Origin of the sequence: Flavobacterium microcysteis (assembly GCF_006385255.1) — a bacterium.
GTDB classification, from domain to species: Bacteria; Bacteroidota; Bacteroidia; order Flavobacteriales; family Flavobacteriaceae; genus Flavobacterium; species Flavobacterium microcysteis.
The window spans coordinates 974,739-996,735 of the sequence record NZ_VFJE01000056.1 but is presented as its reverse complement, the minus strand read 5'-3'; the positions used below and the strand labels follow the sequence as shown (position 1 = coordinate 996,735).

Sequence of the window (21,997 nt, the reverse complement as noted above, 5' to 3'; positions counted from 1 at the left end):
AAATAAATGTATGCTAATCGACACCTTTTGGAAATTGCTCCTTAAAATTATCGGATTGTGGTTATTGTTTGGTTTCTTTTCTGTAATTCCTCAATTTTTTTCAATGATTTCTTTTGTCGATGGTGGCATTGATTTTCAAAGCCTGTTATTACTCTCGGTAGGGCTTTGTGCAACCATCATTATTTTGGTAATTATAATACGATTATTTCTTTTTAAAACAAGCTGGATAATTGAGAAGCTAAAACTCAAAGATAATTTCAAAGAAGAAAGAATAGACCTTACAATCAAAAGCACGACCGTTCTAACCATTGCAATAATTGTAATAGGTGCATTGATATTGATAGAAAGCCTCCCAAGTTTTTGTTCAGACCTCATCAGCTTTTTGCAACAAAAAGAACTTTTAAAAGATTATCCTCAAACCGGCTGGCTTATTTATCACTTTATAAAAATCATATTTGGCTACCTTCTTCTGACAAATGCAAAGAATTTTACTAAATTTATAGAAAAAGAAAGCCATGAAAATTAAAACTACTTCCATTCGTCCATTCATCGGAGCTGAAAATTTTGAAATATCCCGTGGCTTTTACAAAGATTTAGGATTTGAAGAAATTGTCCTTTTTCCAAATATGTCTTTTTTCAAAACGCAGGAAGGTTTGGGATTTTATTTGCAGGATGCTTATGTCAAAGATTGGATAGACAACACCATGATTTTTTTAGAAGTAGAAGATGTTCAAGCTTGTTGGGACAATCTTTTGTCATTAGATCTTACCTCAAAATACAAAAATGCAAGACTCGTCCCTATCCGCAATCAGGATTGGGGAAGAGAATGTTTTCTTCATGACCCATCGGGCATTTTATGGCATTTTGGTGAGTTTTCCAAGCCTTAGCAAACTTGTTATAGAAAAAGTACAATCAAATGAAACACATCCAGCTTGTAGAAACCATACTGTATGTAAGTGACCAGCAAAACAGTGCCGATTTTTACCAGAAACTATTCCGTAAAAATCCTGACTTGAATGTTCCGGGTATGACAGAATTCAGGATTTCTGAAAGCTGCAAACTTGGATTAATGCCTAATCATGGCATTGCTAAAATTTTGGCCGATAAAACACCTCATCCTGATAAAGGAAACGGAATACCAAGATGTGAACTTTACTTCTATGTTGAAGATATTGAACTGGAATATGACAATGCTATAAAAAGCGGTGCCAAACTCATAAGTCCTATTGAAGATAGAAACTGGGGAGATCGAGTGTGTTATTTTTCAGATCCTGACGGGCATATTATTGCATTTGCCCAAACCATTACTAACTAGCCGCCAGCATACTATTTAAAATAAATGACAAAATATTTGCGAAACCGAAAAGTTGCGTTTAAATTTGCAACCAATTAGTTGCTACTGTCAATTATCAAAATAAAAGAAAAAATGAGGAGAGATATATTCCAGGCAATAGCCGATCCTACCAGACGAGCCATTATCGCCATGATTGCATTGCAACCCATGACACCTAATGCGCTTGCTGAACATTTTGATACTACAAGACAAGCTGTATCAAAACACCTGAAAATACTGACTGAATGCGAGCTGGTGAAACAAGAACATCAAGGTCGGGAAATTTATTACCAACTTGAAATTGACAAAATGAAAGAAATCGACAAATGGCTCGAGCAGTTCAAGAAAATCTGGGAAAGCCGTTTTAGCCAATTGGATGACCTATTAGATGCAATAAAAGAAAAGTAGTATAGTAATTAAAAAATAAAGTATGTCACAGTTTGATCCGAAAGTTGATGAATATATTGCAAAATCAGGAGATTTTGCCAAACCTATACTAAACCACTGGCGTAAGCTTGTTCATGCTACATGTCCGGATATAGCAGAAGCTGTTAAATGGGGCCTTCCGCACTTTGATTACAAAGGAGATTTCATGTGCGTTATGGCAGCCTATAAAAACCATTGTTCGTTTACCTTCGTAAAAGCGGAATTGATGAACGACCCTCGCCTAAAAGACAAAGCAAATCTAAAACCTACAGAAAGATATCTGGGAAAAATCAGCAGTTTATCTGATTTGCCAGACGACTCAGAATTTATTTCTTTTCTGAAAGAAACGATGGCACTGAATGAAAAAGGAATAAAAGTATCTATGAAAAAAAACGATACACCTAAATCAGTCGAAACTCCAGATTATTTTCTTGAAAAGCTTGCTGCGTTTCCAAAAGCAAAAGAGATATTTGAAAGCAAATCGGCTGCTTTCCGAAAAGAATATGCGGTTTGGATCATAGACGCCAAAACCGAGGCTACACGACAAAAAAGAATGGACGAGGCTATTGAATGGATAGCAGAAGGAAAAAGCCGCTTCTGGAAATATGCCAAATAGCAATAGTTAAAAATGGAAGACAAGGAAATCTTAAGACAGCATATAGCAAAAACCGCTTCCCTTACGGAAGAGGAGTTTGAACATTTCTTTTCCTATTTCAAACCTGAGTCTTTTAAAAAAGGTGAAATTATTATCAACGAGGGTGACAATGTCGAAAAAGAATATTTTGTTCTTTCCGGCTGCCTGAAAGCGTTCTTTATGAACGACAACATAAAAATGCATATCCTGCAATTCACTATGCCTACCTGGTGGACGTCAGACTACGCCGCTTTATACAACAAAACCAAAGCTACCATCATTATTGACTGCATTTCAGATACTGAAGTCCTTTCAATTACCAATGAAGCCCGAGAGAAATTATGTAGTGAATTGCATCAGGCCGAATATTTTTTCAGATGGCGGACTAACAAAGGTTATGTTGCGGCCCAAAAAAGACTGCTTTCTTTCATGAACAACGATGCCAAAACCCGATATGAAGAACTCCTGGCACTCTACCCTGCCCTTTACAATATGGTCCCGAAACATCTGATTGCGGCCTATCTTGGCGTTTCGAGAGAAACTCTGAGCAGGTTATACAATTCCTCAAAATAGCCTGTCGCAGAATGTGACCTATGTCACTCATCCTACCTAAAATTCCTTCTTTCCTTTGTACTATAAATTAGTAACTATTTAAAGTACAAAGCCATGCCCTACGTAAAAATTGAAGTAACCCGAGAAGGTGTTACAAGAACTCAGAAACAGCAATTGATTGCTGGCATAACAAAGCTCATTACCGATATATTAGGAAAAGATCCCAATCTTACCCATATAGTCATACAAGAAATAGAACTTGATGACTGGGGTTTTGCTGGAGAACAGGTTTCGGTTCTCCGTGAAAAAGGTATCACAGCACAAAAAAACAACTCTTAAATCGGCAACAATGAAAACAAAAACAGCAATAATAACAGGCGCATCAACAGGAATAGGGAAATCTATTGCAAAGTTATTTTTAGAAAAAGGATATAATGTAGTAATCAATTCTGCTAATGCAGCCAATCTTGAAAATGCCCAAAAAGAATTGGGACATGAAGAACATCTCGCATCAGTAACGGGAGATATAAGCGATATTTCGGTTGGAAAACAACTTATCGAAACAGCGGTCAATCGTTTTGGCAGTGCCGATGTATTAATAAACAATGCCGGAGTTTTCCAACCCAAAGCTTTCCTGGAAGTAGAAGAAAAAGATTTAGATCGTTTTTTAGACATCAACCTGAAAGGAACTTTTTTCACAAGCCAGGCTGCCATCAGACAAATGCTAACTCAAGATGGTGGAGTCATTATCAACATTGGCACTGTATTAGTTGACCATGCTATTGACGGTTTTCCGGCAACCGCACCCATTTCAAGCAAGGGTGGCATTCATGCGCTTACGAAGCAACTTGCTGCTGAATTTGGAAGAAATAATATTCGTATCAATACTATAGCGCCGGGCATTATACGAAGTCCATTGCAATCAAAAATTGGAGTTGCTGATGCCGATAATCTTGCAGGATTACATCTACTCAATCGTATTGGCGAAACACAAGATGTAGCAGAACTTGCTTTGTATCTTGCCGAAAGCAATTTTGTAACCGGAGAAATCATCAATCTGGATGGCGGACATGTAGCCGGGCATCGCATTTCTTAATCTCTCAAAAAACTGAAAGAATGAAAAACAGAAACGAAGACAGAAAACAGATAACTTCTGTACTAGACGATTATTTTAATGGTATTTTTGTAGGTGACACCAATTTGCTCCGAAGCGTTTTCCACCCGATGGCATTTTTATCGGGTGATATAAATGGTGAGCCTTATTTTAAAACACTGGAACAGTATTTAGAAGGTGTAAAAAACCGCAAAAGTCCAAATGAATTGGGAGCTAAATTTGGCATGGAAATCATATCCATAGAAATTATTAATACTATTGCTGTTGCCAAGACGCACGTTCCTATTTTTGAATATAACTATTACGACCTACTCAGCCTGTCTTTAATTGATGGAAAATGGGTTATCGTAAACAAACTATTGACACACGTAAATGAGTAAGTCATGTGGAATAAGACCAAAATAACCGAATTACTGGGAATCCAATACCCTATTTTGCAAGGTCCAATGGGTGGCGGATTTTCAACTGCCGAACTTCTTGCCTCTGTTTCCAATGCAGGCGGATTAGGTAGCTTTGGAGCCTATACTCTGACTCCTGAAGAAATAAGAGAAGTAGGAAAAGCCATAAAAGCAAAAACCTACAAGCCTTATAATATTAATTTATGGGTATCTGATGTAGATAAAAGTTTGGCTGATTATCCGAAAGAATCTTTGGAAAAGGTAAAGGCACTATTCAAGCCTTACTTTGACGAATTGAGTATTCCGTTACCGGAATTATCAACAGACATTCCTTCAAAGTTTGAAAAACAGGTAGAAGTTTTGTTTGAAATTCGTCCGGCTGTGTTTAGCTTTATATTTGGTATTCCTTCGAAAGAAATTCTTGCCGAATCCCGAAAATTGGGTATCAAAACCATAGGAGCTGCTACAACACTCGACGAAGCTTTGGCATTGGAAGAAGCTGGGGTTGATGCCATCGTAGCTTCGGGATTTGAAGCCGGAGGCCACCGTCCGTCTTTTCTTAGGCCGGTTCAGGATTCTCAAACAGGTCTTTTTGCGCTTATACAGCAATTAAAATCCAAAACAAAAATACCTATCATTGCAGCCGGAGGTATTACAGATGCCAAAGGTATTGCTGCTGCTCTAATGCTGGGAGCTGATGCCGCTCAGTTAGGTACTGCTTTTCTGGTTACTGACGAATCAGGCGCTACACCTATTCATAAAAATTTATTGCTTTCTGACAGCCCAAAACACACCGTTCTTTCAAAATCGCTCACGGGAAGAATGGGCAGAATGGTAAGCAACAAAATAGCCGACGAAGTAAAATTCGAAACTGAAGTATTGCCTTTTCCTTTACAAACCAAATTGATAGCACCTTTAAGAACAGCTGCTCTGGCACAAGGAAGAACAGACATGATCAACTTTTGGTCGGGTCAAAACACTACAGCCTTAAAATATCATAAAGCTGATGAATTGATGCAGGCTTTAATTACAGAAACCAACAGTTTGCTTGCAGTATAAGCAAACTGTTTTAATAACTCGTTTTCAATGAAATATAATGATATTTCTATTTTTTGAAATATTTTCATATTTTTATAACTATTAACATTAAAATTTACAAGCCATGAAAAATCTAATTACTAAAAAAAGTTTATTGCTATTCATATCTGGAATAGTATTGGTTTTGACAACTTTATATGCTTCTAATAAAGTAAACAAAATTTCTGACACTAAGTATTTGACTCCTGTACAATACGAACAAAAATATGGGAATAATGTCTGAAATAAAGAATCACTAATCTTCAAAACTCTTTGACAATATCTTGAGAATTGTCTACATGAAATAGTAGTTCAAATAGTATAGATAAAGTAAACATAAAAACAGACTGCCTTTTTGGACAGTCTGTTTTCTTTTTTTGGTATTCAAGTTGCTCAAAGTATAAGCAATCCATTTTAATTTAGAAATAATAATCCCCATTAGCAATTGCAATTGGGGATTTATTATATTTGGCATGTTTTTAACATAATGCAAAAACAAAATCCCAATCTCATGAAAACCAACAAACTCTCTGAATTAACATTAGAAGAACTGCACAAACAAAAAAATACACTAAAAAGTGTCCTAATTGCATTCAGCATCGTAATGTTCCTGGCTTGTGCCGGACTTTTTTTCGTGGCTATCAAGAGTAAGAATTTTGCACTTATTGCCATTATTCCGGGTTGTATGCTAACGATGCTTCCTAATTATGTTCGTTTTGGCCAGCTTAATACCGAAATCAAATCACGAAATTCTAAATAATAACTTTCCAACAAACTTTTAAAAAATGGAAAACAATTGCCTGAACTGCAACCATCCCATAACTGAAAATTTTTGCAGCAACTGTGGACAAAAAAAGTACAAAAGGATTGATCGAAAATACCTCATTGACGAAATACAATATCTGGCTGTGCATACGAACAAAGGATTTTTCTATTCCTTAAAAAATGTTGCCAGAAATCCTGGAAAAACAGCAAAAAAGTTTATCGAGGGTGACAGAGTCAATCATTACAAACCTATTCTGCTTGCTTTTGTATTGAGTGGTATATCTGCTTTTCTTTCCTTTAAGGTCATTAAGTACGGTACAATAATGGAGCAATATATGCAACAAGTCTATGGCAGCGAGATTAATAGAGCAATGCCCTGGATGCATGATAGTATGGCTTTCCTGACAACCTATAGTGCTGCTACAATGTTGTTATTGATTCCGTTAGCCTCGCTTGTAACAGCGCTGGCATTCAGAAAATGGGGAGAGAATTATTACGAGCATGTTATTATGAATACCTATATTCTGATTTATTATACTATTCTATCTATTGTTATTTTCTTTCCAATCACATATCTATTGAAAGACGCCTCCCCTACTGTCTTCATGACTTTTACTATGTTCACAGCATTCCTACCTTTCCCGTTTATTATGGTAATGTTTTACAAGGGGTTTTATACCGAAAAAAGTATAGGAGACATTATTCTCAGAGTACTATTGGCCTTAGGGATAGGACTCCTTATTTATTTTATACTCATTTTTAGTATAACTATATCAATGATTATAAATAATCCGGAAATGTTTATGCCTAAAAAACCATAAACAAAAAACGCAGGCTTTTCAAGCCTGCGTTTTTTGTTATAATTACCTTTTACTTTATTAAAAATAATAAGGCCCGGCCCATTCACTGCTATCATTGCCTGTACAGTTAGCTTTTACATAAAAAACTCTCCAGTTACAAAACATATTTGAAATAGATATACCTGTCGTGGAAGTCTCAAAAGTATTTCCTGCGGCAGGATTATCAGTAGCGTCCTGAACGATAGAAATCGTATAACTCTGAGGCGTACCTGACAAATAGCTCCATGAAAAAGCCCTGGTTGCGGTACCACTATTGCACGATCCGGAAACAATCCAGCTACTTAAATTAAAAGGCTTTGGACAGCCGTTCATTGTTGTATAGGTAAATTTGACATAAGGAGTTTTTTCGCCCGAAACACAAGACGAACGCACATAAAAATCATAGGTTGTTGAAGCCTGAATACCCGTAAGGTTTTTTGAAGAAGTACCAAAAGAAGTAGTCGTTTTGGTTCCTGTTCCTAAAGTAAAACCAGCAGTGCCGTATTCCACTTCATAATATTCCGCATATCCGCCTGAATAAGTAAATTGAAGATCAATCTGATCCGGAGCCAATTGACCAAATTGTACCGAAGTAGTTCCTGTACATTGGCTTGCCTGCGTTGTAACACTTGAAAGCTTGTAAGGGGCGCTGCTTTCCGAAGCACTACAGATTCCTGTAATATAAAAATCATAGGTAGTAGACGGAATCAATTCTGTAATTTCTACCTGAGTATTTGAAGTTACTACAGACGTTCCTGTTCCTTGTGTAAAACCTGAAGGACCATATTCTACCTTGAAGGAATTGGCATTATTCCCACCAGTAAAATAAAGAGTTACCGCAGCCGGAGTAGTAGAAAAAGTAACTGATTCTACTTTTCCGCAGCTAGATCCTCCATCATCTCCTCCAGAGCATCCCATCAACAGGACAAATAGAAACAGCATAGTAAAGGCTGTAATTTTAGTTTTCATTAGTTAGTTTTTTTGAGTTAGTTTGTTAAAAAATTGCGCGGCAAGATAGCAACATTTTAATTCTGGGAAAAATATTTTGGAGAGATTTGCAAGCCTGTTATATTTGATAAATTTTAGACTTTAAAAAGCTTAACAGAGTGATAAAAACAACAATAATAATGACCAACGAGACACTAGTAAGAGAATTCATGCAGCGCATCTGGAATGAGAAAAATCAGAAAGATATTCCCAAATACATAGCACCAGAATATACCATACATCTGGACAATGCTGATCCCTGGGAAGGAAAGATGCTAAGCCATGATGAATTTGCTATACGACTACAGCATACCTTTGACCCATTTCCTGATGTATATTTTGACATCAAAACCGCAGTATCAGATGGCAATATTGTTGCGATTACCTGGATTATGACCGGAACAAATACCGGAAAAATTGGCGAATGGCCTGCTACAAACAAAAAGATTGAAGCACATGGAATGACGTTTTATCATATCAAAGATGGAAAAATTGCGGGTCATACGCAGGTATATGATAGAACGAGTATTATGAGACAGTTGGGGTTTATTTAATTAGGTACTAAGGTTCTAAGGTACTAAGGCGTTAAGGTTCTGAGTTGCTAAGTTTGTGTGTTTTATCAGTTTGAGTGTAAACTTCCAGGTAGCTATCTAAAATCATCTTTTATTATTGGATATTTCAGAATTATTATATTTGATAAAACATTTAGCTTATGAAAAAGCTTCTAATTTTAATTACTTTGTTTTCTTCATTTCTTACTTCATCCCAAGAAATGGAAACCGCTGAAGATGAAATCAGCTTTGAAAAAGCTGTAACCCATGCTTATCGCGAAGAAAATGAGAAAGCCCTGGAAAGCTTCACTTCATTTTTAAACCAATATCCTGATTCTTTTCTAAAACCGAGAGCAAAATTTAATATTGGAATTGTTTTACGAAAATTAGGTCGAAATGATGAAGCTATTTTAATATTTTCGGAAATTTTAAATTCTGATTACAATGAAAAAGAATCTTATGGTGGAATCATGGAACAATATGCTCTTTATAAAAACAGGAGTGCAAAAGAATTAGCCGAAATCTATTTCGAAAAAAAAGAATATAAAAAAGCTTCCGACTACATCTATCTATTTGACAAGAAATATAAATACTTGCATTTTTGTGGAAACGAAATGAGGGCTGACGATATCTATATTGCCACATCGTATGCAAAACTCTTTTTAGCACAAAACAAACCCGAAAAAGCGATAAGCAAATTATTGCCTTATCTTTTTGATGATGGATTGGCAAGCAATTCAAAAGCATTAGATATTCTTGAAGAAAGCTTAAAAATGAAATATAGCACAGAAGAAATCAAAGCTTTAGTCAACACAGCCGTAAAAACCCTAAAAATCAAAAACGAAGACGAGGCAAAAATAACTTTCCTTGGAAAAAAAATAACGCTTTTTGATTATCAGCTTTATAACCCAAGAAATCCAAACCTAAACGCTAATCTGGAACTAAGTGGTCGGGAAAAGTTTGAAGCAGTACTTGCTTCCCACCCGCTGTTTTCAAAATATTTGTAATTGAGATCCACTTTTAAAGTATTTAATGATGAAGAAATTAAACGACTATGTTGATCTCTATAAAAAGCAATTAGAAAAAGGTGATATTCAGAAAGCCTATACCGCATTGGTAAAATATGTTACAAAGCTGGGATCCGTACTTTCTAAAAATTTATCCGACAGTTATACTTTTGGAAGCCTTTTTCAAGGCTATATGGACTATACCTATTTCTACTACTCCAATGACTTTTTAAAGAAACGAAAGTTACGTTTCGGACTGGTTTTAAACCACCAAAAGATGAGATTTGAAATCTGGTTGTTAGGACAAAATCTAAAAATACAGGACGAATACTGGCTTCATTTTAAAAACACCAAATGGAATGAAAACAGAACCATCAGACCACAATATTCTATTCTCGAAACTGTTTTAATAGAAAGTCCAAACTTTAACGATTTAGAAGCACTAACTGAACAAATTGAAAAAGCCCTGATTGCTGTTTCTAATGAAATAATTGGTGAAATACAAAAAAGCAAATTGGAATAAGAATTCTATTTTTAGAAACTATGAAATTATTTAAACCCACTCCTTTTTTAATCGTATTTGGAATTTTAGAAATATTTCTTGGCCTTACAGCAATACATTATATTTTTTTTGAAAATAAAGGCGGTATGGCATTAGCAGGTGTTATTGCTATTATATTCGCTTTTATTTTTTTTATATTGATAGTTATTGATCGAATAGCAGTTCATATTAAATACATGAACATAAAGGTTTTGTGGATAGTAGAAATAATCATAATTCTTTGTATGGCTGTTTATGTATATTTAAACGGAATTCCGGTAATGTAAAAATCATAAAAAACCTAAAATCAATACAATATAAGTTTTGGTTATAGAAAAGAGTAGAAAAACTTCCCATGCTAATGAAACATTTCAATTTTAAAGTTCCCTTTATTATGGCAAAACATTTGTCTTTTGCAGCATTCTTTTGTTTCATACTATCCGGTTGTACCGACAACAATCCTGAGCCTACAACACTTTATAATGAAAAAGCCAACGAAATAATTGGTCATGTCATTAAAAAAGAAGAGTGTGACTGTGTGTTACAAATCCCCAAAGAATCTTTGATTGAAATTGCCAGTATTGAGCGATCGCCTTACAATATCAGAGACATCGCAATAAAAAAGTTAAACCTACTTAACAATACAGAACTTGACAGCATGATTAATTGGTCACGTAAGTTTGAATTGGATTCTTTGCCACTCAAAAAAGAAGGCATTACAATTATTACATTAGAACAAGTCATAGAAGAAAGAGACCAAAAAAACGGCAAGCTTTTTAAGCTATGCCCACAAGGCATCCTTGCTATCAAAAAACCTATTTTTGACCGTCAATTAAAAAAAGCTATTGTTGATTTTTCATGGGTATTTACCTGTGGCAGAACATCACCAAGAATTTTTGAATTTAAAGATAATGATTGGGGTATTGTTGAAAACTAAATATTGTAATACATGAAATTAAAAAAACCAATTATAATTGCCGTCATAATAATAAACATACTTGCTTTTCTCAATCTATTCTATATTTTCTATTATAAAAAGGCATCATTTGATACCTCAGTAAAAGCAGAAGTACCAACTAAAAAAATTACCAAAGCATATAGCGATGCAGGCACATGGTACTGGAATAATCAAACATTTGACTTTTACAAAAAAAACTCCATCAAACTAAACAAAAACGAGATTGCAGAGTTTTGTAATATCATAAACGCTTCGCATGCCAAGTATATAGAAAACGTTCGTCCTAAATATTGGATAGACATCAACTTGGAAACAATCAATAAAGAATATATTCTTATCTCCCTAAAACAAAACAAAGACGACGGTTATTTTTTCACGATTGATCATGATGATCACTTTGAAGGTAAAGCTTTAGCAGATTTTATTGTAAAACATATACAATTTAATCAATAATATATGAAAGATTCCACACTATTATCTTCATTTGCTCTTTTAGTATTTTGTATCTTAATGATTTGGTTGGTAAGATACTTGAGAGCTGATAAAATTAAAAGACTTGAAAAAGAAGGTTTAGAAGTTGATTTTGCTACACAAATGAATCCGTGGAAGGCCTATCTGATTGGTGGTTGCGGTGCAGTAATAGCATTGTTAGATATAATTAGAAAATTGTTTTACCCTAACTAAACAAAATATAAACGACAAAACTCTCTTTTATCATTCTTTCAACAAATTCCATCTGTCAACTTCCTATATGACAACATTTTAAAAATAATATCTCACCTTTGTTTTCAAATAAACACACATGAAAACAACTGACCAAAGCCACATAAATCTTTTCGAATTTACCACACCCAGCAGCCTACAAAAAAGCCTGAATTATATACTATTCAACTACCTCAACCAAAAAAATCTAATCCTACCCGATAACTTCCAAACCATTATCGAAGATTTTTATTTCCTCCTGACTTATTTGCAAGAAATCGAAGAAAATTCCAATAACTAAACATTTTTGATTTTCGATTTTTGACTTTTGATTTTTTGACTTTCGACTTTCGACTAATTTTTTTTACAAAAAAAATTGCGCAAGCAAATACTTTCATTTATATTTGCAATCATATACTTGCATATTAATAATTATGGAAACAAGACGCGACGTATTTCAAGCCATTGCAGATCCTACCCGTAGGCAGATAATTGGTATGGTGGCCCATAAACCACAGAATGTAAACAGCCTTGCTGAAAAATTTGATGTGACCCGGCAGGCGGTTTCGCTTCATATCAAAATACTCATAGAATGCGGCCTAATAGAAATCAAAAAGCAAGGACGGGAACGTATTTGCGAAGCCAGACTGGATACGCTGTCTGAAGTTTCGGCTTGGGTTGAGCAGTACAAAACGTTCTGGACAAGCCGTTTTACTGCTTTAGAAAATCATTTGGAAACCTTAAAATCAAAAGATAATGAAGATACAACCACAAGATAAGAGTACCCAAAATGAGGTACATATCACCCATATATTTGATGCTGACAGAAAACTGGTTTTTGACTCCTGGACAGATCCAAAACAATTAGAAAAATGGTATGCTCCGGATGGCTGTACTATTCGTTTTTCAACAATAGACATAAGTGAAAACGGACAATTCCATTCCTGTATTTACAATCCTGAACATGGCAACTGCTGGTGTAAAGGAACCTATCTTGAAATTATAGCACCGGAAAAGATTGTCTTTACGATGCAAGTCACAAACGAGAATGGCAATGATGTTAATCCTATTGATATGGGCATGGATGCTGACTGGCCAGCTGTAACACAAGTCACGCTTCATTTTGAAGACCTTAACGGTAAAACCAGACTAACGTTACACCAAACCGTATCCGAATCACTTGCCAAAACAACCGGAGCACATCCAAGCTGGATTCAGATGTTTAACCGTCTCAACGAAATGTTATGAAAGCAAAAATAATTGGTGTTTTGATTGTTTTGTTTCTGTTCTCATGCAGCAGTGGCAGGCAATCTAAAATCACTCAAAAAACTACGCTTATGGAAACTCCTTCTAAAAGAGGCTATGCCGATGTGAACGGCATCAAAATGTATTATGAAATTTACGGGCAAGGAAAACCACTGGTTCTTATTCATGGCGGTGGTTCAACCATCCAAACCACTTTTGGCAGTATTATTCCGTTGCTCTCACAAAACAGACAGCTGATTGGCGTTGAATTGCAAGCCCACGGACATACGAGCGACAGAAATTCCGACCTTTCTTTTGAACAAGACTCAGACGATGTAGTTGCGCTTCTCAATTACCTAAACATTGAAAAAGCAGATTTCTTTGGTTTTAGTAACGGCGGAACAACAGCTTTGCAAATAGGTATTCGTCATCCGGAGCATGTCAGCAAAATAATCGCAGGCTCAGCCTTATGCAAACGTAATGGTGTGCCTTCCCAATTTTGGGATTTTATGAAAAATGCCACACTAGACCAAATGCCACAAGCTTATAAAGATGCCTATCTAAAAGCATCAGCACATCCAGAAAACCTGAAAATTATGTGTGACAAATGTGCCAAAAGAATGGTTGATTTTAAAGACATAAGCGATAAGCAATTGCAATCTATCAAAGCTCCGGTATTAATTGTCATTGGCGATGCGGATGTCATGACACCGGAACATGCCGTTGAAATGCACCGATTGATTCCAAACAGCCAACTAGCGATTATTCCTAGTGGTCATGGAGAGTATATAGGTGAAATCACGACACTAAAACCTGATACTAAAAACACGGAATTTATTACTCCGTTGCTCGAAAAGTTTCTCAATCAAACAAATTAGTTGCTAAATAATATGCTCCGATGACATCGGAGCTTTTTTATATATCGTTTATTATTCTCCACTACGATTCGGTACATTGGTCGTATTCATAGCCTCATTAAGACTCAAATAAACAGGAAATACAAGGCTGTTAAGTTCGTTCTTGATGTCTTTCCATATTTTATCCTTTACTTCTTTTTGTTTGTCTTTTCTGTCAGGAAAAACATCGCTATGGGTTAACAGACCAACACTTATGCCTTTAGAGCGATTAGAAGGTTCCTGTCTAAAATCTGTAATTTCATACTCATATTGTCCGTCTTTGGTCAAAATGGTAACGGTATATTTTATTCGGCCTTTGGCCCTTGCATCAGATTGAGAAGAAGGCTGATATTCAAAAAAAGCTGCTGTAGACAATCTTCCTTCAGCCTCATTTTCCTGAACAACATTATTTTTAAATTCAGTAGTAAACCACATTTTTGCGGTTAGATAAAGTTCGTCTTTCGATCGTCCTTCCGTTTGCACCGTGCTTCCATAAATCAATTTTCCGGTTTGTGCCTGAGATAATACGCTAATAAAACTTATGAAGAATAAAAGAATAATTTTCATGATTCACATTATTGTTGTTAAACGATATATTGAAAATCAACGAAATATACTCATATTTTAATAAATCGTCACAGTTTTATTTTATCAAAAGCCATCTTTTTTCATACCATGCCCAAAAATAAAAAGGAGCATCTTAAAACAACTAATTCCAATAGCAATTTATTAGCAACTATTTTTTTATAACTTCGCCAAATTGGGAAAAAATCAAATAATAATCAAAGATAAAATGACACAAACGTTGGAAGATTTAGAAATGCCTAAAGAAAAAATTTATAAAAACGGAATGATTTGGACAGGCACATTTCTTGGCGGGCCTTTAGTAACCGGCTATATGATGGCCGAAAACTTCAAAGCTTTCAATGAGCCCGAAAAAGCTAAAAAAACATGGATTTATACTATAATAGCTATAATTGTCATTTTGGGAATAATTTTTTTATTCCCGGATGCCCCAAATCGGATCTTTCCTATCGCCTATTCAGCTACTGCCGCTCTTCTTGTTCAACTTTTCCAAGAAAAGAATATCGAAAACCATATTAGTTTGGGAGGAAAATTATATAGCTGGTGGAGGACAATAGCAGTTTCTGTTATAGGAATAGTGGTTTTAATGATCCCTATCATTATAGGCTTTGTAGTTTTTGGAGAAGATGTCCAAATTCAATCAAAAACATATGGTCCAACACACAATGAAGTTCTATATGACCAGAGTATTACCGAAAAAGAAGTTGACAACATAGCTCAAGCCTTAAAAAATGTTACTTATTTTAATGATGCATCAACTAGATACGCTTTAGTAAAAAAATTAGAAAACAGCTACGATATATATATTGCTGTCGACGATGGTGTTGCTACACAATATAAAATTCAACAGGGATTCGCTTACCTTAGATCAGAGCTTCAAAAGTCTTTCCCAAATAACAAAATAATCATCAGCCTGTTTGTTGACAATATTAATAACGTAGTAAAAAAAATAGAATAGAATATTTGACCTGCCATTAGGAAAATCTACAAAGGCTAGTATTCATTTTTAGAATCTTAATAAACACATCTGATGTTAGGTTTAATCGCTTTCATACTATTTTCCTCTTCCCCTACTATCCCAATATAGACTCGGCAAAAAAGTACTCACCAGAACTTTAAGAGTTCCTTTCATTCTTATATGTCTTCTAAACCTTGGTCTCTTGGCTCTTATAACCTATTGGAACTTTTGGAATGCCGTTGACAAAAGCGGTTCTGCAAAAGAAGGTGTTGGATCCATGATTATAGGTTTTGCCCTCACGTTTGCTTTACTTATATCTATGATTGGACAATGGGTCAATCGAAAATCATACATCAACTAAAAATACAATCCAGTCATGGAAAAAATAAAAGAACTCATCAATCTGCTATTAGCTGATTTCACCTAAAAAACGAAGATAATATTTGAGATTCTTATATCAAACAATCTATTAAATTCTAAACTACAATCAATTACATTAAGTCAAATCAACAGTTTTTTTCCTAGCTTTGGGAATTCTAAAATCCTTTTACATCATCTATTCCAAAACATTAGCAGATATATTATGAAAATAACTTTACGAATAATTTTATTTCTTTTGATCTCTATTGCAGATTTAAACTCACAAACACTCGACGCAACGTTGGTAGAATTGAATTTTGCTGGAGATTCAGAACCCAAAAACATTACCAAAGGACAAACAAAAATATATTTTTCTGCTGATGATGGCTACAGAGGCAGAGAGTTATGGGTACATAATACTCTCACAAATAAAACCCATATTGTTAAGGACATTAATCCTTATGGATCAGGAATAAATAACCCTCTTTTTTATATAGTAGGCGATATTTTATATTTTACTGCTAATGATGGCGTGCATGGAAAAGAATTATGGAAAAGTGATGGAACCGAATCAGGCACTTATATGCTTAAGGACATCAATACTACAGGAGATCGTTGGGAAGATGAAATCATAGGCGGCATGGTAGCCAATTTAATCTATTATAATGGCTCAATTTTATTCAGTGCTGATGATAAAGTTAATGGACAGGAACTTTGGATTACCGATGGTACACCAGAAGGCACAAATTTATTAAAAGATATTTTTGTTGGACCAGAATCAAGTGCTCCATTTGCATCCTTCGTGTTTAATAATTACGTATACTTTGCATGTAATGATGAAGTACACGGAAGAGAATTATGGAAAACCGATGGAACTGCTGCCGGCACACAGTTATTAAAAGATATAAATCCAGGAAGCGGAATAGGATATCACGGTGGGCATAAATTTATTATTTTCAATAACAACTTTTACTTCTTTGGAACTGACGGTGGAAATAAACCCGGACTTTGGAAAAGCGATGGTACAACAGCGGGTACACAGTTTGTAAAAAATTTAAATCCTAACGGGCTAAGTTCAGCCAGCGAAATGAACGGAAGTGTTACCAGCTCCTATTTTGTTTTTGTTGGATTTACGAATACAACCGGAGAGGAATTATGGAAAAGCGACGGGACTTCGGCTGGTACTATAATGCTTAAAGATATTAATCCCTTAGCGTATAGTGGACTTAGTAATGAAGACACTGAATTTGTGACATTTAACAACAAAGTCTTTTTTACTGCTCAAAACAGCATATACGATGAAGAATTATGGAGTACCGATGGAACAACAAATGGTACACAACTAGTAAAAGACATTTATCCGGGAAGCTATGGCAGTTCTCTCTCTAAATTAACCTTAGCCAATAATTATTTAATATTCACCGCCAGAGATAATATAGCAAATCCTTATTCGCTCTGGAGAAGTGATGGAACTAGCAATGGCACTTTTGAAATAAAAAGAATTGACCTATCCTACAATCCCGATTTAAATTTCGTTCCTTTTAATAATTATGTTTATTTCCAAGGTGGGTTTGGTAGCTTAAATGGATCTGAACTAATGAAAACAGACGGAACCGATAGCGGTACACAAGTAGTTCATGACGTCAACCATGTTCTCGGATCCTATGAAAGATCTTATCAAGTCTTTAATGATAAAATAGTATTTGTAGGTTCAGATGGATTTAATGGCTCTGAACCATTCATTAGTGACGGAACAACAAACGGAACTAAGATGATCAAGAATATTAATCCTACTTCTTTTTCAATTCCTATGAGTAATGATTCGAAAACATTTTTTGCTAAAGCCGGAAATAACCTATTTTTTAGAGCAACAAATGGTACAAATGGTTATGAAATTTTCAAGACAGATGGTACAGAAGCAGGCACAATAATGCTTAAAGATATAGCCGCCGGAACTGCAAGTAGCATAAGAAAAGAAACCCTTTTTATGACTTTAAATAATACTGTTTTTTTTCAAGCAAACGATCAAATCCATGGGGAAGAATTATGGCGAAGTGACGGAACAGAAAACGGAACTTATTTATTAAAAGATATAAATCCAGGAACTGCTAATGGTGTTGTTGGCAACAATTTACATTATAACAACCTAAACAATAGCAATTTACTTTTTTCCAGATATTCCAGTCATAGAAATTACGGTATCTTAAACGGCTATTTATATTTCGTAGCTCATGATGGAGTTGAGTATAGCATATGGAAGACAGACGGAACAACAGCTGGAACAACAAAAGCAATTACTATGCCCCTACCTTCAAGCAATATGCCCGAAATAATTGATGTTGCAAATGGAAAAATCTTCTTCACAGTAGTGGTTAATAACCCAACATCTGGAAATGATACCTTATGGTCGACTGATGGAACTCAAGCAGGTACAGTATTACTTTCAAGATGGACAAATACTTCTTCTTATAGATTTAGCTGGACAGCTGTAGTTAATGATCAATTGTATTTTTCTTCAGATGGGATTAATGGATATTCAATAATGAAATCAGATGGAACGGTCAATGGAACAATTTCTGTAATAGACAATTTACCATTGAGAAATCAAGAATTTACTTCTTTTATGTCCTGTGGAAATTATATTTATTTTTCTTTTTTCGTTCAAAATCAAATAAATAATCATCAACTATGGAGAACTGATGGGACACCTACAGGAACTTCTTTTATTGAAGCACAGGAAGGAGGAGGAAGCTGCACATGTCTACAAAACAATTTTTTCTTTACAAAAAATCTTGGCGCCTCTCCTTATGACAATAAGATTTGGCACATAAACAATAATATGCAACAGTCAAATGTTTTACAAATTAACGTAACAGATGCAGATAATTTAATCCAAAGTTCAGGGGTGCGTATTAATCAATTAATTGGCTTGAATAATCGTCTTGGCTTCGAAGGAATCACAAAAGAATCAGGAAATGAGCTTTATTTTGCAGATATACAAAATATCTTAAACTTAAAAGATTTTGATAATGAGAATAACCTATCAAACAAAATAAAAATCTATCCAAACCCTTCAAACGGTCTAGTGTCTATATGGACATATGACAATTCAAAGATAAAAGACATTGAAATCTATAATTTGCTAGGCAATAAAATGCACTATTCAAAGGATAATCTTATTTCAGACTCCCTTGATTTAAGTAACTTAAGTAGTGGTGTTTACTTAATAAAAGTAAAAACAGAAAATTATATTGAAACCAAAAAAATAATACTAAAGTAATCTTTACAAAAGATGAAACTAAATTAAATGGAAAAAATAAAAGAACTCATCAATCTACTGTTAGCTGATTTTGAAATAGAAAACGAAAATGAAATTTGGGATACATTACAGTTGGCTGTCGATAATCCAGAGCAATATCTGGCGGAAAACGGAGCCGAATGGCTATTAGAAGCCGATCCTGATGGTGTCATACAGTTTGCCGTTTCCAATGAAATAGGCGAATTTATGATTGTAGGCGACAAGATTGACGAAATCCACGAATTGATTGTTGACGAGCTTGATGGTGCCCTTCCACCTTATCCGTACGAAAAGAAGTTAAATGCCGCCGATTATATCGAATGGGTTTCCGCTGAGCTTAAATCAGAATTTCCGGAACTGGAACTTATTGAAATTGGTGACAGCTACGCCGATACCATACAGCTAATGCTTGTATACGGAGAAGATGTGCCACGCATAAAAGAACTGTGCAACGATTTGAACATTCGATGCAACAAGGCAGACGAGATTCTGAAATTATAATTTTACAAAACAAAAAATGTCACTTCAAAACTATACGCTGGAAAACGTAACCGAACCGGAATATGGTAAAATTCTCTCCGTTTGGGAATCGTCTGTAAAAGCTACACACGACTTTCTCAAAGAAGAAGATTTTGAATTTTATAAAAACCTTGTTCCTCAGTATTTCAGTGCTGTCACACTAATAGGCCTTAAAGATGAGAATGGCCAGATTCTTGGCTTTATGGGTACTGCAGATGGCAATCTGGAAATGCTTTTCGTTCATGCGGATGCACGTGGTCAAGGTGTTGGCAAAATATTGCTCGCACATGCTTTAGAAAATCTTAGTATTACCAAGGTAGATGTCAACCGAGACAATGCACAGGCAGTAGGCTTTTATGAAAAGTTTGGATTCCGCACTGTAGCTTCTTCCGAAGTAGACGGCTGTGGTAAACCTTATCCTATTTTGCATATGATGCTAAAAAAATAAGCGATGAAACAATTTAGGGAGGCAAAACTAGAGGATATCCCGCAGATTCAGAAAGTTCGGAATTCTGTCAAGGAAAACACCTTGTCAGACCCAAATCTTGTGACCGACCAAGATTGCGAAGACTTCCTTTTTTCAAGAGGAAAAGGTTGGGTTTGTGAAATTGACGGCAAGATTGTAGGATTTGCCATTGCCGATTTAAAAGACAATAATATCTGGGCTTTGTTCCTCCATCCTGATTATGAAAAACAGGGAATTGGAAAGAAGCTTCATCATCACATGCTGGATTGGTATTTCTCTAAAACAAGTCAAACAGTTTGGCTTAGTACTTCACCTAATACTCGTGCTGAAGCTTTTTACAGAAAATGTGGATGGAAAGAAACTGGTTTCTATCGAAAAGGTGAAATCAAATTTGAAATGACTGCCGAAAAATGGAGAAAAGAACAATAACCAACCTCTTTTTTCAAAATTCATCAGCTTTTTAGCAAATATTTTCATACATTCATCGTTCTAACGTTATGCTTAAACCTTAACCGTATGAAAAACACTTTTAGATTTTTAGGAGCTGCTGTACTTGTTTCTATTTTGTCGTTTACAACTCCCGACAGCAAAAAACGAATCGTTATTGATGCCGGACACGGAGGACAAGACATAGGTGCTACTCATGGATTTTATTCCGAAAAGCAGATTGTTTCCAACATTGCCAAACAGATAGCCTCTCAAAACAGAAATACTGAAATTGAGATTATCCTAACCCGAGATGACGACGAGTTTAGTTCATTACAAGAAAGGACTGAAAAAATCAACAAACTGCAACCGGATCTGGTAATTTCGTTACACGTAAATAAAAATACCAAAGAAGAAGCTAATGGGATAGAAGCTTATGTATGCGAGCAAAACGAAAAATTTGAAGCTTCCAAAACCCACGCAGAAGAACTGATTTCTGTACTCTCTGACAACAAACTAAGAAGCAGAGGCGTAAAAACCGCACCAATGTATCTGCTTAAAAATGCTAAAAGCCCGGCTGTTTTATTGGAGTTAGGCTTTCTGTCGAATGCAAATGACAGAAGCTATCTTAGCAGCGACACAGGACAAAAAGAAATCGCCCGAAAGATATTGGACTATCTGGCTCTATAAAAATGATAAATAAAACCTAAAATCCTCTCACTCCTTACAGTCAGAGGATTTTTAATTTATATTTGAAATAAAAAAGATGAAAAAAATAGTATGTTTGGCTTTATTTATGCTGGTTTCTATCCAAGGTTTTTCTCAGGATATGGCTTCACTAAAAGCCAATGCTCAAAAATTGTATGATTATACTGTCGCCCAACAATACGAACAGATTATGGATATGGCCTATCCAAAACTATACGATATTGCTCCAAAAGAAGCTATACTTGAAACCTTAAAGAAAAGCTTTGAAGGCAATGATGGCTTTAAGATTAAAATGGTAGCTGCTCCACCTAATTTTGTTTTTGGAAATACCAAAAAGATAGGCGAACAAACATTTTGTGTAATTAGCCATGACAATACGATGCAGGTTATTTGGGACGAACCGATTCCTAATCTAGAAATTAAGGATTATACCGAAATGTTCAAAACAGCAATGAAGACAGAAAACGTATCTTATGATCCGGCAAATAAGACCATGAACATTAAGACACGAGCCAAAATGATTGCCATATCAGACAATCTTACTAAAAAACAATGGAAATACCTTACCTATAATGAACAGGTTTTTTCTAAGATATTTGATGAAAAGATAAAAGCTGAACTGGGATTGTAGCTAAAAACGGGATGTATTTCC

The 21,997-nt window shown here is 35.2% G+C and carries 33 protein-coding genes; 31 read left to right on the top strand and 2 right to left on the bottom strand.

Annotated features, from left to right (window positions below; genetic code table 11):
- The first annotated feature begins 10 nt into the window (after positions 1-10).
- The 12 genes from FJA49_RS18060 (at position 11) to FJA49_RS18005 (ending at position 7,120) form a co-directional block, all read left to right on the top strand.
- A complete protein-coding gene (locus tag FJA49_RS18060; RefSeq protein WP_140002932.1) occupies positions 11-526 on the top strand; it encodes a hypothetical protein in 516 nt (171 codons plus the stop codon).
- Positions 516-887 carry a VOC family protein gene (locus FJA49_RS18055; RefSeq protein WP_140002930.1) on the top strand — a complete coding sequence of 124 codons (372 nt, stop codon included), beginning with the start codon at positions 516-518 and terminating at the stop codon, positions 885-887. The genes FJA49_RS18060 and FJA49_RS18055 overlap by 11 nt, the downstream gene beginning before the upstream one ends.
- A gap of 29 nt (positions 888-916) precedes the next feature.
- The gene (locus FJA49_RS18050) at positions 917-1,315 is read left to right on the top strand and encodes a VOC family protein (protein WP_140002928.1); all 399 of its coding nucleotides are present in this window, start codon (positions 917-919) and stop codon (positions 1,313-1,315) included.
- 111 nt (positions 1,316-1,426) lie between these two features.
- Positions 1,427-1,741 (top strand): ArsR/SmtB family transcription factor, encoded by a 315-nt coding sequence (locus FJA49_RS18045; RefSeq protein WP_140002926.1) that lies wholly within the window; start codon positions 1,427-1,429, stop codon positions 1,739-1,741.
- Between the two features lie 22 nt (positions 1,742-1,763).
- Entirely contained in the window at positions 1,764-2,375 is a 612-nt protein-coding gene (locus FJA49_RS18040; protein WP_140002924.1) for a YdeI/OmpD-associated family protein, read from the top strand.
- 12 nt (positions 2,376-2,387) lie between these two features.
- Positions 2,388-2,966, top strand: coding sequence for a Crp/Fnr family transcriptional regulator (locus tag FJA49_RS18035; RefSeq protein ID WP_140002922.1), 579 nt, complete (start codon positions 2,388-2,390; stop codon positions 2,964-2,966).
- Positions 2,967-3,059: 93 nt separating this feature from the next.
- The gene (locus FJA49_RS18030; RefSeq protein ID WP_140002920.1) at positions 3,060-3,284 is read left to right on the top strand and encodes a tautomerase family protein; all 225 of its coding nucleotides are present in this window, start codon (positions 3,060-3,062) and stop codon (positions 3,282-3,284) included.
- A gap of 10 nt (positions 3,285-3,294) precedes the next feature.
- Positions 3,295-4,041 (top strand): SDR family NAD(P)-dependent oxidoreductase, encoded by a 747-nt coding sequence (locus FJA49_RS18025; protein WP_140002918.1) that lies wholly within the window; start codon positions 3,295-3,297, stop codon positions 4,039-4,041.
- A gap of 20 nt (positions 4,042-4,061) precedes the next feature.
- Positions 4,062-4,439 carry a nuclear transport factor 2 family protein gene (locus FJA49_RS18020; RefSeq protein ID WP_140002916.1) on the top strand — a complete coding sequence of 126 codons (378 nt, stop codon included), beginning with the start codon at positions 4,062-4,064 and terminating at the stop codon, positions 4,437-4,439.
- 3 nt (positions 4,440-4,442) lie between these two features.
- The gene (locus FJA49_RS18015; RefSeq protein ID WP_140002914.1) at positions 4,443-5,516 is read left to right on the top strand and encodes an NAD(P)H-dependent flavin oxidoreductase; all 1,074 of its coding nucleotides are present in this window, start codon (positions 4,443-4,445) and stop codon (positions 5,514-5,516) included.
- A 529-nt stretch (positions 5,517-6,045) separates the two neighbouring features.
- Positions 6,046-6,294 (top strand): hypothetical protein, encoded by a 249-nt coding sequence (locus FJA49_RS18010; protein WP_140002911.1) that lies wholly within the window; start codon positions 6,046-6,048, stop codon positions 6,292-6,294.
- Positions 6,295-6,319: 25 nt separating this feature from the next.
- Positions 6,320-7,120, top strand: a complete 801-nt coding sequence (locus tag FJA49_RS18005; protein WP_140002909.1) for a DUF3667 domain-containing protein — start codon at positions 6,320-6,322, stop codon at positions 7,118-7,120.
- Between the two features lie 57 nt (positions 7,121-7,177).
- On the opposite strand, the gene FJA49_RS18000 is transcribed toward FJA49_RS18005, so the two are convergent.
- Entirely contained in the window at positions 7,178-8,107 is a 930-nt protein-coding gene (locus FJA49_RS18000) for a hypothetical protein (protein ID WP_140002907.1), read from the bottom strand.
- Positions 8,108-8,265: 158 nt separating this feature from the next.
- Between FJA49_RS18000 and FJA49_RS17995 the strand changes: the two genes are divergently transcribed.
- The 11 genes from FJA49_RS17995 to FJA49_RS17945 all read left to right on the top strand — a co-directional run bounded on the left by FJA49_RS17995 (position 8,266) and on the right by FJA49_RS17945 (position 14,007).
- On the top strand, positions 8,266-8,679 hold the full coding sequence (locus FJA49_RS17995; RefSeq protein ID WP_140002905.1) for an ester cyclase: 414 nt from the start codon (positions 8,266-8,268) through the stop codon (positions 8,677-8,679).
- Between the two features lie 158 nt (positions 8,680-8,837).
- A complete protein-coding gene (locus FJA49_RS17990) occupies positions 8,838-9,683 on the top strand; it encodes a tetratricopeptide repeat protein (protein ID WP_140002903.1) in 846 nt (281 codons plus the stop codon).
- A gap of 25 nt (positions 9,684-9,708) precedes the next feature.
- Positions 9,709-10,206: a DUF7000 family protein gene (locus FJA49_RS17985; protein ID WP_140002901.1), complete on the top strand. Its 498-nt coding sequence runs from the start codon at positions 9,709-9,711 to the stop codon at positions 10,204-10,206.
- 20 nt (positions 10,207-10,226) lie between these two features.
- Positions 10,227-10,511 carry a hypothetical protein gene (locus FJA49_RS17980; RefSeq protein ID WP_140002899.1) on the top strand — a complete coding sequence of 95 codons (285 nt, stop codon included), beginning with the start codon at positions 10,227-10,229 and terminating at the stop codon, positions 10,509-10,511.
- Positions 10,512-10,585: 74 nt separating this feature from the next.
- Positions 10,586-11,161 (top strand): hypothetical protein, encoded by a 576-nt coding sequence (locus FJA49_RS17975; protein ID WP_140002897.1) that lies wholly within the window; start codon positions 10,586-10,588, stop codon positions 11,159-11,161.
- A 12-nt stretch (positions 11,162-11,173) separates the two neighbouring features.
- Positions 11,174-11,635: a hypothetical protein gene (locus FJA49_RS17970; RefSeq protein WP_140002895.1), complete on the top strand. Its 462-nt coding sequence runs from the start codon at positions 11,174-11,176 to the stop codon at positions 11,633-11,635.
- A gap of 3 nt (positions 11,636-11,638) precedes the next feature.
- Positions 11,639-11,866 carry a hypothetical protein gene (locus FJA49_RS17965; RefSeq protein WP_140002893.1) on the top strand — a complete coding sequence of 76 codons (228 nt, stop codon included), beginning with the start codon at positions 11,639-11,641 and terminating at the stop codon, positions 11,864-11,866.
- 118 nt (positions 11,867-11,984) lie between these two features.
- The gene (locus FJA49_RS17960; protein ID WP_140002891.1) at positions 11,985-12,185 is read left to right on the top strand and encodes a hypothetical protein; all 201 of its coding nucleotides are present in this window, start codon (positions 11,985-11,987) and stop codon (positions 12,183-12,185) included.
- Between the two features lie 133 nt (positions 12,186-12,318).
- Positions 12,319-12,663 (top strand): ArsR/SmtB family transcription factor, encoded by a 345-nt coding sequence (locus FJA49_RS17955; RefSeq protein ID WP_140002889.1) that lies wholly within the window; start codon positions 12,319-12,321, stop codon positions 12,661-12,663.
- Entirely contained in the window at positions 12,641-13,132 is a 492-nt protein-coding gene (locus tag FJA49_RS17950; RefSeq protein ID WP_140002887.1) for an SRPBCC family protein, read from the top strand. The genes FJA49_RS17955 and FJA49_RS17950 overlap by 23 nt, the downstream gene beginning before the upstream one ends.
- Positions 13,129-14,007 carry an alpha/beta fold hydrolase gene (locus tag FJA49_RS17945; protein ID WP_140002885.1) on the top strand — a complete coding sequence of 293 codons (879 nt, stop codon included), beginning with the start codon at positions 13,129-13,131 and terminating at the stop codon, positions 14,005-14,007. Before FJA49_RS17950 ends, FJA49_RS17945 begins: the two co-directional genes overlap by 4 nt.
- A gap of 51 nt (positions 14,008-14,058) precedes the next feature.
- On the opposite strand, the gene FJA49_RS17940 is transcribed toward FJA49_RS17945, so the two are convergent.
- Positions 14,059-14,592, bottom strand: coding sequence for a DUF4468 domain-containing protein (locus FJA49_RS17940; protein WP_140002883.1), 534 nt, complete (start codon positions 14,590-14,592; stop codon positions 14,059-14,061).
- A gap of 193 nt (positions 14,593-14,785) precedes the next feature.
- On the opposite strand from FJA49_RS17940, the gene FJA49_RS17935 reads away from it, so the two are divergent.
- From FJA49_RS17935 to FJA49_RS17905, 8 genes are all read left to right on the top strand, one after another.
- Positions 14,786-15,568, top strand: a complete 783-nt coding sequence (locus tag FJA49_RS17935) for a hypothetical protein (RefSeq protein ID WP_199758400.1) — start codon at positions 14,786-14,788, stop codon at positions 15,566-15,568.
- A gap of 202 nt (positions 15,569-15,770) precedes the next feature.
- Positions 15,771-15,929, top strand: a complete 159-nt coding sequence (locus tag FJA49_RS18475) for a hypothetical protein (RefSeq protein ID WP_158629502.1) — start codon at positions 15,771-15,773, stop codon at positions 15,927-15,929.
- Between the two features lie 222 nt (positions 15,930-16,151).
- Positions 16,152-19,208 carry an ELWxxDGT repeat protein gene (locus FJA49_RS17930; protein ID WP_140002881.1) on the top strand — a complete coding sequence of 1,019 codons (3,057 nt, stop codon included), beginning with the start codon at positions 16,152-16,154 and terminating at the stop codon, positions 19,206-19,208.
- A gap of 27 nt (positions 19,209-19,235) precedes the next feature.
- On the top strand, positions 19,236-19,727 hold the full coding sequence (locus FJA49_RS17925; RefSeq protein ID WP_140002879.1) for a hypothetical protein: 492 nt from the start codon (positions 19,236-19,238) through the stop codon (positions 19,725-19,727).
- Between the two features lie 16 nt (positions 19,728-19,743).
- The gene (locus tag FJA49_RS17920) at positions 19,744-20,193 is read left to right on the top strand and encodes a GNAT family N-acetyltransferase (protein ID WP_140002877.1); all 450 of its coding nucleotides are present in this window, start codon (positions 19,744-19,746) and stop codon (positions 20,191-20,193) included.
- Positions 20,194-20,196: 3 nt separating this feature from the next.
- Positions 20,197-20,640 (top strand): GNAT family N-acetyltransferase, encoded by a 444-nt coding sequence (locus FJA49_RS17915; protein WP_140002875.1) that lies wholly within the window; start codon positions 20,197-20,199, stop codon positions 20,638-20,640.
- 87 nt (positions 20,641-20,727) lie between these two features.
- Entirely contained in the window at positions 20,728-21,327 is a 600-nt protein-coding gene (locus FJA49_RS17910) for an N-acetylmuramoyl-L-alanine amidase family protein (protein WP_140002873.1), read from the top strand.
- A 76-nt stretch (positions 21,328-21,403) separates the two neighbouring features.
- Positions 21,404-21,976: a hypothetical protein gene (locus FJA49_RS17905; protein ID WP_140002871.1), complete on the top strand. Its 573-nt coding sequence runs from the start codon at positions 21,404-21,406 to the stop codon at positions 21,974-21,976.
- The last annotated feature ends 21 nt before the right edge of the window (positions 21,977-21,997 follow it).